Source organism: Sphingobium sp. LF-16, from assembly GCF_003711185.1.
In the GTDB taxonomy this organism is placed as follows: Bacteria; Pseudomonadota; Alphaproteobacteria; order Sphingomonadales; family Sphingomonadaceae; genus Sphingobium; species Sphingobium yanoikuyae_A.
The window spans coordinates 1,442,074-1,458,440 of sequence record NZ_CP029335.1 but is presented as its reverse complement, the minus strand read 5'-3'; the positions used below and the strand labels follow the sequence as shown (position 1 = coordinate 1,458,440).

Genomic DNA, 16,367 nt, shown 5'->3' with positions numbered 1-16,367 from the left:
TATACGGGAAATATGCGAGGTTAAGGGGGCGGGATGACGCAGGCGGTCGGGGGCGACTATGTGATGGATGCGAAGCGGGACCGGTTGGTCATCACCGCTTCGGCACTCGGCACGGTGTTCGAATGGTATGATTTCTACATCTATGGCGTGCTGGCGCCGATCATCGGCCGTACCTTCTTTCCGACCGACAATCCGACCGTGGAACTGCTCTATTCGCTCGCCGGCTTCGCGATCGGCTTCGGCTTCCGACCGCTGGGCGCGATGCTGTTCGGCTATCTGGGCGATCGGCTGGGGCGCAAATATACGTTTCTGGCCACTATCGTCCTGATGGGGCTGGCAACGGCGGGCGTCGGGTTGACCCCGTCGGCGGCCAGCATCGGTGTCGCCGCACCGGTCATCCTGATCGCGTTGCGCATCGCGCAGGGGCTGGCGCTGGGCGGCGAATATGGCGGCGCGGCCATCTATGTCGCCGAACATGCGCCGGCCGGAAAGCGCGGCTTCTATACCAGCTTCATCCAGGCCGGGGTGATTGGCGGCTTCATCCTGTCGCTGATCGTCGTGGTCGGCACGCAATGGATCGTCAGCATGGAGGTCTGGGACGCCTGGGGATGGCGTATTCCCTTCATCTTCTCGCTGGCGCTGCTCGCCATTTCGCTGTGGATGCGGCTGATGCTGCGCGAAAGCCCGGTCTTCACGGCGATGAAGAAGGCGGGGCAACAGGCGAAGAACCCGCTAAAGGAAGCCTTTACCGCGCCGGGCAACAGGAAGCGGATGCTGGTGGCGATGATCGGCATCGCGGCGGGCTTCACCGTGATTGCCTATACGGTGATGTTCCAGGCGCTCTATTTCCTGCAGAGCGGCCTGCATGTCGCGCCGGGCATCGCGCAACTGCTGGTCGGCGGCAGCGCCTTTGCCGGCATGGCGAGCTTCATCTTCTTCGGCTGGCTCTCCGACCGGGTCGGGCGCAAGAAGCCGATCGTCATCGGCTATGCGCTGGTGCTGCTGCTGGTCATGCCGCTCTACCAGTATATGGGCGCGACCGCGAACCCGGCGCTGACGCAGGCAGCAGCACGGGCGCCGGTGGTGGTGAGCGGTCCAGATTGCCGTTTCGATCCCTTTGCCAAGATACAGCCGACCGCCTGCGGCAAGCTGCTCGATCATTTTTCCAAGCGCGGCATCCCCTATGACAAGCGCAGCGGCGTCGCCCCCGCGGTCAGCATCGGCGGCGTGGCCGTGGTGGACCTCAGCAGGGAGGGGATCGATGCCGCGCTGACGGCGCAGGGCTATGATTTCGGTGTCGTCCGCCCCGACTGGCCGCGTGCGCTGATGCTGTTCGCCGCGCTGCTGCTGCTCTGGACCCTGTCGGGTGCGACCTATGGCCCGGTCGCGGCGCTTCTGTCGGAATATTTCCCGGCCCGCATCCGCTACAGTTCGCTCTCCATCCCCTATCATATCGGCACCGGCTATTTCGGCGGTTTCCTGCCGCTGGTCAGCCAATATATCGTCGCGCGGACCGGCGATCCCTATGCCGGCCTATGGTACACGATCGTCGTGGTGGCGCTGGCGCTGGTCACCTGCCTCGTCGCCTTGCCGGAAACGAAAGGACGCCCCCTCGACGCCTGAGCCCCGGCGCGCTATCGGCTGCGGGCAATGACTGGCTATATCGCTCCGCTCCGCCTGCGCCTCGATGGCGATGCGCTGCTTTCCAACTGGCGCTGGCTGGCGCGGCAGGGCGGCGCCCCGGCCTGTGGCGCCGCGATCAAGGCCGATGGCTATGGCCTGGGTGCGGCCGGCGTCATGCAGCGACTGAAAAGCGCGGGCTGCCGCGATTTCTTCGTGTCCAACTGGGGCGAAGCGGCAGCGCTCGAAGCGCAGATGGACGGTGTGAACTTCGCCGTCCTGCACGGCGTGCGCGACGAGGATATGGCGCAGGCACTGACCTCGCGCGCGCGGCCGGTGCTGTGTACGCCGGGGCAGGTGGCGCGCTGGAAGGCGGCGGGCGGTGGCGCCTGCGACCTGATGATCGATACCGGCATGAACCGGCTGGGCCTCGACTGGCGGGCTGACCTTAGCGAACTGGTTGATGGGCTGGAGATCGTGACGCTGCTCAGCCATCTGGCGTCAGCCGACGAGGATAGCGATCTCAATCCGACCCAACTGGCCCGCTTCCGGGATGTCCGGGCCGCTGTGCCCGCACAGCGCTACAGCCTTGCCAACAGCGCGGGCATATGCATGGGCGCGGACTATGGCTTCGACCTGACCCGGCCGGGTATCGCCCTTTATGGCGGCGTGCCGCATCCCGATGCTGCGCCGCATCTCCGCCCGGTCGTGCAGGCACAGGCCCAGATATTGCAGCGTCGCGCGGTCATCGCCGGCGACACGATCGGCTATAACGCGACCCATCGGGCCGAGCGCGATCTGGAGATCGCGATTCTCAACATCGGCTATGCCGACGGCTATCTGCGCGGCTTTTCGGGGCGCGGCGCGGCGCTGGTCGATGGTATCTGCCTGCCGGTGCTGGGCCGGGTGTCGATGGACTTGCTGGCAGTGGATGTCGGCGCGCGCCCGGATGTCGCGGAGGGCGACTGGCTGACGATCAACTATGATCTGCCGCAGGCGTCGCAGGCATCGGGCCTGTCGCAATATGAGCTGCTGACGGGCCTGGGCAACCGGTTCGACCGGATTTGGGCATGAGAGTCTGTTTTAGAAAAACCAGTACCGGCCCGCTCCCCCGCCCAACCACCCGATCCAGTGTCATCCTGTCGGGCGGTTGGGCGGGGGAGCGGGCCGGTACCGTAACGAAAAATCGCTCTTTCGCGATTTTTCAAACAGGCTCTAACACGAAAAGGGCGCCGATCGCGAGACCGGCGCCCTTCGCTATTCAGTCGCTGCCGCTCAGCGCTCGATGCACATCGACACGCCCATGCCGCCGCCGACGCACAGGGTGGCAAGGCCCTTCTTCGCGTCGCGCTTCGCCATTTCATAGAGCAGCGTGGTCAGCACGCGCGCGCCCGATGCGCCGACCGGGTGGCCGATCGCGATCGCGCCGCCATTGACGTTGACCTTGGCCGGATCCCAGCCCAGTTCCTGACCGACGGCCAGCGCCTGCGCGGCAAAGGCTTCGTTCGCTTCGATGAGGTCGAGATCGGCGACCGACCAGCCGGCCTTTTCCAGTGCCTTGCGGCTGGCCGGGGCCGGGCCGATGCCCATGATCGAGGGATCGACGCCGCAGGTGGCGAAGCTGGCGATGCGGCCCAGGATGGTGGCGCCGCGCTTGGCGGCTTCGTCGGCGCTCATCACCACCAGCGCGGCGGCGCCGTCATTGATGCCGCTGGCATTGCCGGCGGTCACGGTGCCGTCCTTCTTGAAGGCGGGGCGCAGGCTCTGCATCGCTTCGATCGTGGCGCCGGCGCGGATATATTCGTCTGCGTCGACGATGGTGTCGCCCTTGCGGCCCTTGATGGTCACGGGCAGGATTTCGTCGGCGAAGCGGCCCGACGCGCGCGCGGCTTCCGCCTTGTTCTGGCTGGCGACGGCGAACTCGTCCTGCGCCTCGCGGCTGATCTGATATTTCTCGGCCAGGTTCTCGGCGGTGATGCCCATATGATAGCCCTGGAACGCGTCGGTCAGGCCGTCATGGATCATGGTGTCGACAAAGCTGACCGGGCCCATCTTGGTGCCGCCGCGCAGCATCTGGGCATGGGGAGCGAGCGACATGCTTTCCTGGCCACCGGCGACCATGATGCGGGCATCACCGGCCTTGATCGCCTGCGCGGCAAGCGCGACGGCGCGCAGCCCCGATCCGCACAGCTGGTTGAGGCCGATGGCGGTGCGCTCGACCGGGATGCCGGCGTTGACGGCGGCCTGGCGGGCGGGGTTCTGGCCCTGGCCGGCGGTGAGGATCTGGCCCAGGATCACTTCGTCCACTTCTTCGGGCGCGACGGCGGCCTGTGCCAGCGCGGCGAGGATGGCCTGGCGGCCCAGTTCATGTGCCGGAGTCGTGCCGAAGGCGCCCATGAAACTGCCCACGGCGGTACGCTTGGCGGCGGTAATGACGATGTCTGACAAAGGCTCGATCCTCACTTGTGGTAATGTTGTTTTCGCAGGCGCACATAACATCATCCGCCATGGCGGGAAAGCCAAAGGGACAGCGGATGCCACAGCATGTCGGGTGCCCGCTGGCTCAATATCATGCCGACATGGCCAAGGTTCAATATCCGGCTTTCCGTAAGGGGCGGGGCGGCCGTGGCGGGCACGATTCGATCCGTTGCCGAAGCGATCGACAAGCTGGGGCAGGGGAGCGAGGCCGGGTCTATGACGGTCCCATCGATGTGCCATTCGTTTTGCCCGCTCGCATTTGCCGCATAGAGCATCTCGAACAATTGCTGCCCGGCGGCATAGGTGAGGGGTGCGCCCTCATTGGCCCAGTCCTCGACCGCGAGGAAGGCGCGCTCCTCGTCGGAGCCGGGTGTCATGTCGGCGAAGGCTGCATATTTCTGCACGGTCCGCTGCGGATCGAGCGCCCAGAAGCCCGATTGCAGCGCCTCCATCGGCACATAGCCGAGCCGGTCGCACACCGGCTTCGCACCGCGCCACAGGGCGGCGATCTCGGCAAGGTCGGCGGGCGGGAAGCCGGCAAAGTCCCAGGGCGAAGCGATCGTCGCTAGAGCTGCGACCCGGTGCAATGCTGCGGCCGCGATGGCGATCGTGCCGCCCAGGCAATAGCCGACCAGGATCGGTGGGCGCCGCAATGCAGCGAGCATCGGGATGAGCCGGTCGGTGACATGCTTGTCCAGGCCGAGGCTGCGGTCGGCGGCCGTCGGCGCCCCCCAATCGACCAGATAGGCGTCATGACCCGCTGCGGCCATATGGCGCAGCATGGAGCGGCTTTGCGACAGGTCCAGCACCTGTGGCGGGTTGATCAGGGAGGGGATGAAGACGACCGGCGCCCGATCGCTTTCCGGTGCCAAATCAGCGTGATACCGCAGCAGCCGGGCACTGCCCGCCGTTGCGGCGATGGGGCATGGTGGTGGTGGGGACGGACGCTGCGTCTCCTGATAGCGACGCAGGCCGATGAAGGCGCGGCGACGCAAATCAGGATCATGCTCCGTTTCGCGCCATAAAATGTTGAGAAAAAGGGGTAAAGGACGCGGGCCATGTTGCGGCGCGGCATCGCCCTGTGCTAATGCGGGATGAGCAGGTGAGGGAGAGACAGGCATGGCCAAATCGAAGGCTGCTAATGAATCCGAACCGGTGGTTATCAAGAAGTACGCTAACAGGCGGCTCTATAACACCGAAACTTCAAGTTATATCACGCTGGACCTTTTGTCGCAGATGACCCGTGAGGGGCGCGAGTTCGTCGTCGTCGACGCGAAGACCGGCGAGGACATCACCCATAATGTCCTGACCCAGATCATCATGGAAGAAGAACAGCGCGGCAAGAACATGCTGCCGGTCAACTTCCTGCGTCAGCTGATCGCCATGTATGGCGATTCCATGCAGTCGATGGTGCCGCAATATCTCGAAGCGTCGATGGACGCCTTCCGCAAGAACCAGCAGCAGTTCCAGGAAGCCATGAAGGGCGCCTTTGGCGGTGGCCCGCTGGCCGAGATCGCCAAGCGCAACATGCAGATGTTCGAGGCCGCGGCGAGCGCGTTCGGCAATGGGGTTCCGGGCATGCCGGGCGCCACGCCCAGCCCGACCCCAGCCGCGACCGAAGAAAGCAAGGATGACGAGATCGCCGTCCTGAAGGCGCAACTGGCTGCGCTCAATGCGAAGATCGACAAGCTGAGCTGATCCACCATGGCCAAGGCGGATAGACTGGAGCGCCTGGATATCCGCCGGGCGGAGCTGGAAGAGGAATATCGCGCGGCGCTGATTGCGGCGCTGCGCGTGACCGCTGGCGGGCGCTGGGGCCTGTTCGACCATCAACAGGATCGCAGCGCCCGCGCGAAGACCGCGCCGGTGCTCGCGCAGCTGGACGAACTGGCGCAAGAGATTGATGCGATGCGCGACACGCTGGGGCTGGAACCGTTTGACCTCCATCCCGCCTTTCTGGCCGCGCGGGGCAAGCCGGCGGCTGATGCGGTGGGCGAACCCAAGCAGGCCAAGGCCTGGCTCGAGCGACTGGGCGCCGACGCCGGCTGAACCCCGCCCGGCGCGATGCTTGGGGGTCGACAGGGATGGCGGGTCTGGCCTATGGCGCGCCATCCACTTTTAGACAGGCGACAGACCCCGTGAAACACGCCCTTAACGTTACCCGCGAACAGGATTTCGCTGCCTGGTATCAGGCCGTCATCACCGAAGCCGACATGGCCGAGGAAAGCGGCGTGCGCGGCTGCATGGTGATCCGTCCCTGGGGCTATGGCATCTGGGAACGGATCCAGACCCTGCTCGATGCGCGCATCAAGCAGACCGGCCACGAAAATTGCTATTTCCCGCTGTTCATCCCGCTCTCCTATTTCGAGAAGGAAGCCGAGCATGTCGACGGCTTCGCCAAGGAAATGGCGGTCGTCACCCATCATCGCCTGATCCAGAAGGACGGCAAGATGGTGCCCGATCCCGAAGCGAAGCTGGAAGAGCCGCTGGTCGTTCGCCCGACATCAGAAACCGTGATTGGCGCAGCCTTCAGCCGCTGGGTGCAGAGCTGGCGCGACCTGCCCGTGCTGATCAACCAGTGGGCGAATGTCGTCCGCTGGGAAATGCGCACCCGCATGTTCCTGCGCACCAGCGAATTCCTGTGGCAGGAAGGGCATACTGCGCACTCGACCGTCGACGAAGCGATGGAAGAGACGATGAAGATGCTCGAAGTCTATCGCAGCTTCGCCGAGGAATGTGTCGGCTTGCCGGTGGTCGCGGGCGAGAAGCCGGAGAATGAGCGTTTCCCCGGCGCCGTCGCGACCTATTCGATCGAGGCGATGATGCAGGACGGCAAGGCGCTGCAGGCCGGCACCTCGCACTTCCTGGGCACGACCTTCAGCCAGGCGCAGAATATCAAGTTCCAGAATGCCGAAGGGCAGCAGGAACTGGCCCAGACCACCAGCTGGGGCATGTCGACCAGGATGATCGGTGGCCTGATCATGGTGCATGGCGACGATGACGGCCTGCGCGTGCCGCCGCGCGTCGCGCCCTATCAGGTCGTGGTCGTGCCGATGCTGCGCGATACCGAGGAAGACGCCGCGATCGTCGATTATTGCACCGACCTGGTGAACCAGCTGAACGGGCTGGACGTGTTCCGCGAGCCGGTCCGCGCATTGCTCGACAAGCGTCCGTCCAAGGCCGCGACCAAGCGCTGGGGCTGGGTCAAGAAGGGCGCGCCGATCGTGATCGAGGTTGGCGGTCGTGACGTTGCCGGTGGCAATGTCTCGGTCATCCGCCGCGATCGCCTCTATCGCGAGGATGGCAAGCTCGACAGCCAGATCGTCGCCAAGGGCGATTTCGTCGCTGGCGCAACTGCGATGCTGGAGGATATCCAGACGTCGCTGTTCGCTGATGCGAAGGCGCGTCTGGACGGCAATATCGACAAGTCGATCACCGATCTCGACGCGCTCAAGGCCTATTTCAAGGCCAGCAAGAACCCCGGCTGGGCGCTGGTCCAGTGGGCCAAGCCGACCGGCGCGGAACTGGAGAAGGTCGTGCAGTGGCTGAAGGGCGAGAAGCTCACCCTGCGCAACGTGCCGACCGATGCCGAAGCGGCGGATGGCGCCTGCATCTTCACCGGCGGCACGGCGGTGGAGCGGGTGCTAGTGGGCCGCAGCTACTGAACATTATTTCCCCTCCCTTCCAGGGAGGGGATTAAGGGGTGGGTAGCGAGCGAAGCGAGCCTTTCGCTGCCGCTACGCGGCAGACCCACCCCCGGCCCCTCCCTGGAAGGGAGGGGGGCAAGCTTTACTCCACCCCCAGTTGCTCCAGCGCAAAGGCGCTATATTCGGCCTGGTCGCGATAGCGGCGGAAGCGGCCGGACTTGCCGCCATGGCCGGCCTCCATGTTGATGCGGAAGACCAGCGGATTGCTGTCGGTCTTGGTCGCGCGCAGCTTCGCCACCCATTTGGTCGGCTCATAATATTGGACCTGGCTGTCCCATAGGCCGGTGCCGACGAACAGGCTGGGATAGGGCTTCGCCTCGACATGGTCGTAGGGCGAATAGTCCAGCATCACGTCATACCAGGACTGCTGCTCGGGATTGCCCCATTCGTCATATTCGCCGGTGGTGAGCGGGATGGTCGGGTCGAGCATGGTGGTCACGACGTCGACGAACGGCACCTGCGCGATGATGACCTTGTAATCCTGCGGCGCCATGTTCGCGACCGCGCCCATCAGCAAGCCTCCGGCACTGCCACCCATCGCGGCGACACGGCCCTTCTTCGCATAACCCTGATCCACCAGCGCGCGGGTCACGTCGATGAAGTCGGTGAAGCTGTTCATCTTGTTCTTGAGATGGCCGTCATCATACCATTGGCGACCCATTTCCTGGCCGCCACGAATATGGGCGATGGCATAGACGACGCCGCGATCGAGCAGGCTGGGGAGCAGGGGCGAGAAGGTCGGATCGGTCGAATAGCCATAGCTGCCATAGGCATATTGGTAGAGTGGGGCGCTGCCGTTCTTCTGAAAACCCTTGGCGTAGATGAGCGAGACCGGCACCTTCGTCCCGTCGCGCGCGGTCGCCCATACCCGTTCGGTCACATATTTGGCGGGATCATAGCCCTTAACCTCCTGGATCTTCAGTATCTTGCGTTCGCCCGTGTCGACATTCACCTCATAGGTGGTTTCGGGCGTGCGCAGGCTGTCATAGGTGTAGCGGACCCAGGGCGTGCCGCTTTCGGCATTGACGTCCAGCGCCATGGCATAGGCGGGCTCATCGGCATTGACGAAGCTGCTCTTGCCGGCCTTGGTCAGCAGGCGCAGGCGCTTATTGCCTTCGGAGCGTTCCTCGATCGCGAGGAAGCTGTCGAAGGGCTGGAAATTCTCGATGAAGACGCTGGCGCTGGTCGGCACGATGTCCTTCCAGGCGGCGCGGCCCTTGGCGGCATCGGCGTCCGATATGGTCATCAGCCGGTAATTGGGGGCCTGCCAGTTGGTGCGGATCGTCCATTGGCCGCCCACATTGTCGCTGCTGTAGAGGAAGTCGCGTTCGCGCGGGGCGAGCGGCGTGAAACTGACCGGATTGGCGGACGGGACGCAGCGCTCCTCATTGCTGACGGTCGATTGCAGGACGATGCAGATGAACTTGTCCGACGTCGTCTTCTTGAGGCCCATGTAGAAGGTATCGTCCTTCTCCTCATAGACCAGCCGATCGGCGCCGACGGGCGTGCCCAGCACATGCGCCTTCACCCGCTTGCCGAGCAGGGTGGTCGGATCCTTCTCGACATAGAAGATCGTCTTGCTGTCGTCGGCCCAGGCGAAATCGGGTTCGGCGTTGGGGATTTCATCGGCCAGCAGCTTGCCGTCGGCGAGTCCCTTGACCCGGATCACATATTGGCGGCGGCCGACCAGATCCTCGGCATAGGCGAGCAATTTGTCGTCGGGGCTGACGTCCTTGCCGCCGATCGCGAAATAGCCCTTGCCCGCGCCCATCTTGGGTTCGTCGAGCAATATCTGTTCGGGCGCATCCATGCTGCCCTTGCGCCGGGCGACGATTGGATAGTCGCCGCCGGTCTCGAAGCGGCTGTAATAATAATAGCCCTTCTTGCGATAGGGGACGCTGCTGTCGTCCTGCTTTATGCGGCCGGTGATCTCGCCGTAGAGCTTGTCCTGCAACGGTTTGGTCGTTGCCAGCAGCGCGTCGGCATAGGCATTTTCGGCCGCCAGATAGGCGAGCATCTCGGGGTTCTTGCGGCTGTCGTCGCGCAGCCAATAATAGGGATCCTGCCGCGTCGCGCCGAAGGGCGCCTTCACCTCATGCGGCTTCTTTGCCGCGACCGGTGGTTTGGGGACGGTCTGCGCCTCGGCAGCGGCGGACAGTGCAGCAATGCTGAGGCTCGCCAAGAGCCAGGCCGAAGTGCGGATCATATTCCCTCCCTGCGAATCGCATGGCGGAGGCTGGCATGATGGCGGGCAGGGGGGAAGATGATCCGGGCCTGCCACAAGAAACGGCAGGCCCGGACTGAAGCTATGCGCTCAGTTACAGTACATATTTGCTGAGGTCGGTGTCATGGGCGACCGCCGACAATTGCTTGTCGACATAGGCCTGATCGATCACCAGCGTCTCGCCGCGGCGGTCCTCCGCCTCGAAGCTCACATCCTCCAGCAGCTTTTCCATCACGGTCTGCAGGCGGCGGGCGCCGATATTCTCGACCTCGCTGTTCACCTCGGCCGCGATCTTGGCGACGGCGCGGATGCCTTCGGGCGTCAGGTCGATCGTCACTTCTTCTGTCGCCAGCAGCGCGCGATATTGCGCGACAAGGCTGGCCTTGGTGTCGGACAGGATCGCGACGAAATCCTCCTCGGTCAGCGCCTTCAGCTCCACGCGGATCGGCAGGCGGCCCTGAAGCTCCGGCAGCAGGTCGCTGGGCTTCGCCACATGGAAGGCGCCCGAAGCGATGAAGAGAATATGGTCCGTCTTGAGCGGGCCATATTTGGTCGAGACGGTCGTGCCCTCGATCAGCGGCAGCAGGTCGCGCTGCACGCCTTCACGGCTGACCGACCCGCCGCGCACGTCGCTGACGGCGATCTTGTCGATCTCGTCGAGGAAGACGATGCCATTCTGCTCGGCGCTGGTGATGGCGACGCGGGCGACATCATCCTGGTCGAGGCGCTTGTCCTGCTCTTCCTCGACTAGCTTGTCCCAGGCGTCGGCAACACGCATCTTGCGGCGCTTCTTCTGCTGCTGACCAAAGGCCTTGGACATCATGTCGCTGAGGTTGATCATGCCGACCTGGCCGCCCATGCCGGGAATTTCCATCGGCATCGACGGAGTGTCGGCGACTTCCACCTCCACCTCGACATCGTTCATCTGGTTGCCCTCGATCTTCTGACGGAAGGAGAGGCGGGTGGCTTCGCTGGCATCCTTGCCGGTCAGCGCATCGAGCAGGCGGGCCATGGCGGCCTCCGATGCGGCTTCGCGCACGGCTTCGCGGCGGCGGTCCTTCTCCAGCCGCACGGCTTCCTCGACCAGGTCGCGAACGATCTGCTCCACGTCGCGACCGACATAGCCGACCTCGGTGAACTTGGTGGCTTCCACCTTGACGAAGGGCGCGTCGGCCAGCTTGGCGAGGCGGCGGCTGATCTCGGTCTTGCCGCAGCCCGTCGGCCCGATCATCAGGATATTCTTGGGTGTCACCTCGTCGCGTAAATCGGCGGGCAGGTGCTGGCGGCGCCAGCGGTTGCGCAGCGCGACGGCGACGGCGCGCTTGGCATCATGCTGGCCGATGATATGCGCGTCGAGCGCGGCGACGATGGCTTTGGGGGTCAGATTATCGTTCATGGTCTTTTCTTGGGATCTCAGGCTGCGCTGTCGAGCGTTTCGATGGTGAGCTGGTCGTTGGTGTAGACGCAGATATCCGCCGCGACACCCATCGCCTTGCGGGCCAGGGTTTCGGCATCTTCCTCATATTCCACCAGCGCGCGGGCGGCGGCGAGGGCATAATTGCCGCCCGAACCGATCGCGGCCACGCCGCCGAGCGGCTCCAGAACGTCGCCATTGCCGGTCAGGATCAGCGTGACGTCTTTGTCGGCGACGATCATCATCGCTTCCAGGTTGCGGAGATATTTGTCGGTGCGCCAGTCCTTGGCGAGTTCGACGGCCGCGCGCATCAATTGGCCATTATGGCGTTCCAGCTTGGCTTCGAGCCGTTCGAACAGGGTGAAGGCGTCGGCGGTAGCGCCGGCAAAGCCGCCGATGACGCTGCCGTCATGCAGGCGGCGTACCTTGCGCGCATTGGGCTTCATCACCGTCTGGCCCATCGAAACCTGGCCATCGCCGGCAACGACGACCTTTCCATTCTTGCGGACCGACATGATGGTGGTGCCATGCCAGACCGGCATGGACGAGCGGTTATGGTCATTCATGACCGCGCATATGGGAGCGGCAGTCAAGCGCTGCAAGCGTCTATGTAGAAACACGAGGCCGCCGCCGAAACGTGCGATTTGCGGGACGATTTCTGACGGTCGGTTAAGGAACCAATGTCGATGAATTGACATTGTGCAACGCAGCAATCATTGTCGGTCGTCCCAAATGGAGGGAAGCTACTCATGACTCTCAAGGCCAGAGCACAAGAAAAGGTCGAGCGCGCGGGTATTGCCAACTATTCGTTCGACCAGGATGTTCTGGTAATGTGTGGCGTGCGCTATGCGATCGAGGCGTGCGAATGCGGCGAGCCGGATTGCGACGGTGTGCGCCTGCGCAAGAAGTCGGCCTTTCCGCGCATCCTGCAGTGATGCAGGGCGGCAGGACGCCGCCCCGTCCCCGTTATCAGTGAATGACTTCCTTGCCGGCAGTGCCGACCGATTCGATGTCGCGGCCGACGCCCTGCACCGTGTTGCAGGCGGCGAGCGCGGACAGGAGCATGGAGGCGAGGACGAGAGCGACGGTCTGACGCATGGATGATGCACTTTCTGATCTATGTTGGTCGGGCCTGTATAATGCGGCCAAACGCGCTGGACAGAGATAATTTCCAAAAAGCTGCAAGGCGGCGCTTGACAGGTCAGGCATCGGATGCGAAAGGCCGCCTCCTCCTTACAGGGGGCGCGTAGCTCAGCGGTAGAGCACACCCTTCACACGGGTGGGGTCACAGGTTCAATCCCTGTCGCGCCCACCATGATTTCAACGATTTGCGTTGAAGCATGGCTGGAGATATCCAACATCGGTAGTTGACCGTTGCAGGCACAGACCAGCACCGGCGTTTCTGCGTGCCCTCGGCAAGTCGATGGTTGCCGCCGAGGATGAAGCTAAGCGGGCAATTTCGCCCTCATCCCCGGCCATCACAGCCTCTCACATATCGTCGAAGCGCGGAGCGCCTTCGAAATCGGCCTGCCCGAACGGCTTGTCGGTGAAGAGATAGGCATAATAATAATTGCGCAGCCGGGCGTGGAAGGCGCGGATGCGGTCCTGATAAGCCAGTTGCGCCCGCATGTCGGTGTCAGCGAGGCGGGCGAGCAGCGCCTGTACGCCGACCGAGGGCAGCAGCCAGCCGACCGAACGGGCGGCGGCGTCGCGCGCCTCGATCCCGTGGCGATAGGCAGTCGCCTTGGGCGCGACGCTTTCATCGCCGACCTGGTGGAAGGCGAAATACCATTTCCAGTGGAATGCGTGGCCTAGCGGCGGGCTGTCCTTCCATTCGGGATGGCCGGCATAGAAGGCCCGCATCGTCTGTTCGCGCGGAATGTCCCAGGCACGGTTGACCGCCTCGCGCTGGGCGAGCGTCAGTTCCACGCCCTGGCCGACCGGGATGGCACGGTTGATCGCGACATGGGCGATGGTCGGCAGCAGCAGGGTAAGCAGCAGCCACAGGCCGGCGAGCGACGCGGCATTGGTGACCGAACTCCAGCGCAGCCGCCCTACCAGCAGCGTGACGCCGATCCAGAAGGCGAGATAGAGGGCGACCAGGCCCAGCACCGCCAGCAGCGGCAGGAGCGGCACATGCGACAGGGTTGCGCCGATCGCCAGCGGCACGGCGAGGGCGAGGAACAGAAGTCCGCCGCGCAGCAGCACGCGCCGCGCCCAGAGACGCCGTCCCGATCCTGCAAGCGCATCAAGCATCCGCAGTCGCCCGGCTTCCCGCTCGCCCGAGACCAGGTCGTGGAACAGGGCAATCACGAACAAAGGCGTCAGATAGACCAGCACGAAGGCGAAATCGAAACGACCGGGCAGGGCGAGTTCGGGATTGAACGCCTCGCCATCGTAAAGCTGTGCTTCCAGCCCCAGTGCGCGGACACGCAGGATGTAAGGTGCGACGTCCCGCAGGCCGAGCGCCACGAAGGCGAGCGGCGCGGGCGCATCCCAGGTGGCATGGAAGCTGTAATAGGCGGCATTGCCGGGATCCTTCGTCTTGCCGGCCCATTGCGCGACGGCCGCGATATCCTGTGCCTGTTTCGGCTGGATGCGGGCGATGACGGCGCGCTGCCGGGCTACTTCGGCCATGCCGGCAGCGACCGAGGCGATGGCGAGCAGGGCGACGAGCAGCAGCGCCAGCAGCGCCATGCGCGAGCGCAGCAGCAGGCGCAGTTCATGGGTGAGGAGGGTCATGGACGGGCTTTCTGAAGATGGCGGGCGACGGGCAGCAGCGCCAGCAGCGCGAGTACCAGCCAGGCGAGCAGCAGGCCCAGGCCGGGCAGGCTGGCCGTCACCAAGTCGCCGGCGGTCGGCGCGATGAAGCGGAATTGGGGAATCGCCTGCCAATGGTCGGCGGAGATGCGCTTGCGCTGATCGGCGCCGGCATCCTTGGCCTTGTCATCGGCATAGCTGACGGCATCGGCCTGCAACTGGTTCAGATGCTGGACCATGGCGTAGCGATAGGATTCGGCCTGGGCGAGGAAGCGGCGATGGCCCGCAAGATCGGTGCCCGCGGCTGCCATCGACAATTGCCGCAGCGAGATGGCCGGGCTGATGATGCCGAAGCCGTCGGTCAGCCGGCTCTGCGCCTGCTGGATCGCGAAGCTGCGATCGGCATAGTCGTCGAACAGACCCGACGTCAGCTTCTCGCCCTCGACCGCGAGCAGGCCGTTATAATTGACCGGCAGATCCTCCACCTTGTCGACGCCATAGCGGCGCAGCACCTTCTGCTTGAAGGCGTTGAAGAAAGGATCGTCAGGATTATGCGCGTCGCCAAGGCGATGCAAATCCTGCTGGATGGCGATGTCGGTTTCCAGGCGGGTGGGCAGGCTATGGGCCTGCGCCGCGATGTCGGGCGCCACGCGCGGCAGCAGGATGACCAGCACCGCCCAGAGCGCGAGCAGCGCGAGTAGCGCGTCGCGCCCGCGACGCACGAGCGCGGAGACGAGGATCACGATGATCGACCAGAGCGCCAGATAGGCGCCATAGCCAAGCGCGATCACCGCCATCGGCCCGGCCAGCGCGCCCGGCTGACCCGCGATCAGCAGGAAGGCGATGAGCGCGGGCAGACCGACCAGCGCGGCGACCACGGCCAGCGCCAGCAGCTTGCCCATGACCAGTGCGCGGGCGGACACGCCCTGCACCAGAATCTGGCGCAGCGTGCCGCGTTCGCGTTCGCGCGCGACCGCGCCATAGCCAAGGAAGATCAGCAGCAGTGGCGCAATCACCTGCAGCACGAAGGCCGGGGTCAGCTGGCCGAAGCGGACCAGCAGCGAGGATTGGCGGACATCGCCAAAATTGGCGCTGTTCTGGCGATGCCCTTCCAGGAAGATGCTGTTGCCGGTGAACGCATCGACGCCGGGATCGAAGGCGGCGAGCGGTGGCAGCGGGCGGAAGATGAAATTGCCGAAATGGACCATGCGATGGGGGTGGCGGTCGGGCTGCGCCTCGAACGCCCCGGCGGCCTGGGCCTGGAACCGGGCGCGGGTTTCGGCAATGCCGCTCTGGTGCGACCAACTGATGAGCGCGGCGGCGAGCGTCAGCAGGACGAGCAGCGCGAAGGCGATGACGGCGACGCGGTTGCGCCGCATCAGCCGCAATTCGTCGCGCGCGATCAGGGTGATGGCGCTCATGCGGCAACGGCCTCCCGCGCGAACTTGCGATGCAGGTCGCGCACGTCGAAGCGGTCCGTGCCCTGCGCCGATGCCTCGTCGACGATCCGGCCGGATTCGAGGAAGCCGATCCGGTCGGCAATGTCGGCGGCCGACAGCAGGTCATGGGTGACCATCAGCACGGCCGCGCCCTTGCGTGCGACATCATGGACCAGCCGGTTGAAGTCGGCGGTCGCGCGCGGGTCAAGGCCGGAAGAGGGCTCGTCGAGCAGCAATACCGGCACTTCGCGCAGCAAGGCGATGGCGATCGCCACCTTCTGCCGCATCCCCTTGGAAAAGCCGCCGAGCCGCTTGTCCCAGGCCGATGCCTGCAGGCCCGTGGCGTCGAACGCGCCGTCAATCTCCTGCGGGGCCGGGTGGCGGCCGGCCAGCGCCAGCAGATAGGCGGCATTTTCCCGCGCTGTCAGATGCTCGTAAAGGGCGACATTTTCGGGGACATAGGCGATCTGCTCGCGCGCCTTGTCGGGCTGCGCCGCCGGGTCATGGCCGGCCACCAGCACCGTGCCGCTGTCGGGCCGGGCAAAGCCCAGCAGGGTCGACATGGTGGTCGATTTGCCCGCGCCATTGCCGCCGAGCAGCGCATAGATTTCGCCGGCATCGACATGCAGGGTCAGGCCGCGCAGCACAGGCTGGCTGCCATAGGACAGGTGGACGTCGGACAATATTATGGGCTGGCCGGTGGCGGTCAGGGACATGAGGGCAAG

At 64.7% G+C, this 16,367-nt stretch carries 15 protein-coding genes and 1 tRNA gene; 7 read left to right on the top strand and 9 right to left on the bottom strand.

Annotated elements, in window-relative coordinates:
• Window positions 1-33 precede the first annotated feature (33 nt).
• Window positions 34-1,623, top strand: a complete 1,590-nt coding sequence (locus DIZ22_RS06830) for an MFS transporter (RefSeq protein ID WP_048937119.1) — start codon at window positions 34-36, stop codon at window positions 1,621-1,623.
• 27 nt (window positions 1,624-1,650) lie between these two features.
• Entirely contained in the window at window positions 1,651-2,694 is a 1,044-nt protein-coding gene (gene alr / locus DIZ22_RS06825; protein WP_048937118.1) for an alanine racemase, read from the top strand.
• Window positions 2,695-2,895: 201 nt separating this feature from the next.
• On the opposite strand, the gene DIZ22_RS06815 is transcribed toward alr, so the two are convergent.
• Window positions 2,896-4,068 (bottom strand): acetyl-CoA C-acetyltransferase, encoded by a 1,173-nt coding sequence (locus DIZ22_RS06815; RefSeq protein ID WP_048937117.1) that lies wholly within the window; start codon window positions 4,066-4,068, stop codon window positions 2,896-2,898.
• Window positions 4,069-4,118: 50 nt separating this feature from the next.
• Window positions 4,119-5,093, bottom strand: a complete 975-nt coding sequence (locus DIZ22_RS06810; protein ID WP_048937116.1) for an alpha/beta fold hydrolase — start codon at window positions 5,091-5,093, stop codon at window positions 4,119-4,121.
• 124 nt (window positions 5,094-5,217) lie between these two features.
• Between DIZ22_RS06810 and phaR the strand changes: the two genes are divergently transcribed.
• From phaR to proS, 3 genes are all read left to right on the top strand, one after another.
• Window positions 5,218-5,796, top strand: coding sequence for a polyhydroxyalkanoate synthesis repressor PhaR (gene phaR, locus DIZ22_RS06805; RefSeq protein WP_017502180.1), 579 nt, complete (start codon window positions 5,218-5,220; stop codon window positions 5,794-5,796).
• 6 nt (window positions 5,797-5,802) lie between these two features.
• Window positions 5,803-6,147: a hypothetical protein gene (locus DIZ22_RS06800; protein ID WP_010338802.1), complete on the top strand. Its 345-nt coding sequence runs from the start codon at window positions 5,803-5,805 to the stop codon at window positions 6,145-6,147.
• Between the two features lie 89 nt (window positions 6,148-6,236).
• A complete protein-coding gene (gene proS / locus DIZ22_RS06795) occupies window positions 6,237-7,763 on the top strand; it encodes a proline--tRNA ligase (RefSeq protein ID WP_048937115.1) in 1,527 nt (508 codons plus the stop codon).
• Between the two features lie 124 nt (window positions 7,764-7,887).
• Here the strand turns inward: proS and DIZ22_RS06790 are convergent, their stop codons facing one another.
• The 3 genes from DIZ22_RS06790 to hslV all read right to left on the bottom strand — a co-directional run bounded on the left by DIZ22_RS06790 (window position 7,888) and on the right by hslV (window position 12,009).
• Window positions 7,888-10,011, bottom strand: a complete 2,124-nt coding sequence (locus tag DIZ22_RS06790; RefSeq protein ID WP_122928057.1) for a S9 family peptidase — start codon at window positions 10,009-10,011, stop codon at window positions 7,888-7,890.
• Window positions 10,012-10,123: 112 nt separating this feature from the next.
• Window positions 10,124-11,425, bottom strand: coding sequence for an ATP-dependent protease ATPase subunit HslU (gene hslU, locus DIZ22_RS06785; RefSeq protein WP_004207215.1), 1,302 nt, complete (start codon window positions 11,423-11,425; stop codon window positions 10,124-10,126).
• A gap of 17 nt (window positions 11,426-11,442) precedes the next feature.
• Window positions 11,443-12,009 (bottom strand): ATP-dependent protease subunit HslV, encoded by a 567-nt coding sequence (hslV, locus tag DIZ22_RS06780; protein WP_004207214.1) that lies wholly within the window; start codon window positions 12,007-12,009, stop codon window positions 11,443-11,445.
• 183 nt (window positions 12,010-12,192) lie between these two features.
• On the opposite strand from hslV, the gene DIZ22_RS06775 reads away from it, so the two are divergent.
• Window positions 12,193-12,378, top strand: a complete 186-nt coding sequence (locus DIZ22_RS06775; protein WP_004207213.1) for a hypothetical protein — start codon at window positions 12,193-12,195, stop codon at window positions 12,376-12,378.
• A 34-nt stretch (window positions 12,379-12,412) separates the two neighbouring features.
• On the opposite strand, the gene DIZ22_RS06770 is transcribed toward DIZ22_RS06775, so the two are convergent.
• On the bottom strand, window positions 12,413-12,541 hold the full coding sequence (locus DIZ22_RS06770; protein ID WP_004207212.1) for an entericidin A/B family lipoprotein: 129 nt from the start codon (window positions 12,539-12,541) through the stop codon (window positions 12,413-12,415).
• Between the two features lie 142 nt (window positions 12,542-12,683).
• Between DIZ22_RS06770 and DIZ22_RS06765 the strand changes: the two genes are divergently transcribed.
• A tRNA-Val gene (locus tag DIZ22_RS06765) sits at window positions 12,684-12,758 on the top strand.
• Window positions 12,759-12,931: 173 nt separating this feature from the next.
• Here DIZ22_RS06765 and DIZ22_RS06760 read toward each other — a convergent pair.
• The 3 genes from DIZ22_RS06760 to DIZ22_RS06750 are packed head-to-tail and all read right to left on the bottom strand — an operon-like array spanning window position 12,932 to window position 16,358.
• A complete protein-coding gene (locus DIZ22_RS06760) occupies window positions 12,932-14,185 on the bottom strand; it encodes a DUF3526 domain-containing protein (protein ID WP_048937113.1) in 1,254 nt (417 codons plus the stop codon).
• Entirely contained in the window at window positions 14,182-15,624 is a 1,443-nt protein-coding gene (locus DIZ22_RS06755) for a DUF3526 domain-containing protein (protein ID WP_048937112.1), read from the bottom strand. Before DIZ22_RS06755 ends, DIZ22_RS06760 begins: the two co-directional genes overlap by 4 nt.
• Complete coding sequence (locus DIZ22_RS06750; protein ID WP_048937111.1) at window positions 15,621-16,358, bottom strand: ABC transporter ATP-binding protein; 738 nt, start codon at window positions 16,356-16,358, stop codon at window positions 15,621-15,623. Before DIZ22_RS06750 ends, DIZ22_RS06755 begins: the two co-directional genes overlap by 4 nt.
• Window positions 16,359-16,367: the final 9 nt, after the last annotated feature.